This window comes from Bradyrhizobium sp. 23AC (genome assembly GCF_054863025.1).
This window is the reverse complement of the sequence record NZ_JAVAYN010000134.1, coordinates 1-276: the sequence shown is the minus strand read 5'-3', so window position 1 is coordinate 276 and position 276 is coordinate 1. Positions and strand designations below refer to the sequence as shown.

1 protein-coding gene is annotated in these 276 nt (G+C 52.9%); it reads right to left on the bottom strand.

The window, feature by feature from the left end:
* A partial coding sequence (locus tag RAD10_RS41785) for a hypothetical protein (RefSeq protein ID WP_461622018.1) occupies positions 1-254 on the bottom strand: 254 nt, incomplete at its 3' end.
* Positions 255-276: the final 22 nt, after the last annotated feature.

Genomic DNA, 276 nt, shown 5'->3' with positions numbered 1-276 from the left:
CACCGCAACGCCGGGTTGGTGGTGTGCACCGACACGTTGATGGGGCTGATGTGCATCTCGATGATGCGTTCCACATCCTGCTTGGTGAGGTTGGTCAACGTGATGTAATTGCCAAAGAGGAAGGACAGACGGCTATCGTCATCCTTAAAGTACAGACTCTCCCGCATACCCGCAGGCAACTGATCGATAAAGCAGAAAATGCAGTTGTTGCGACAGGAGCGCTGCTTGTCCATCAGATAGGTATCGAATTCCATCCCCAACTCCTGATAGGCGTCC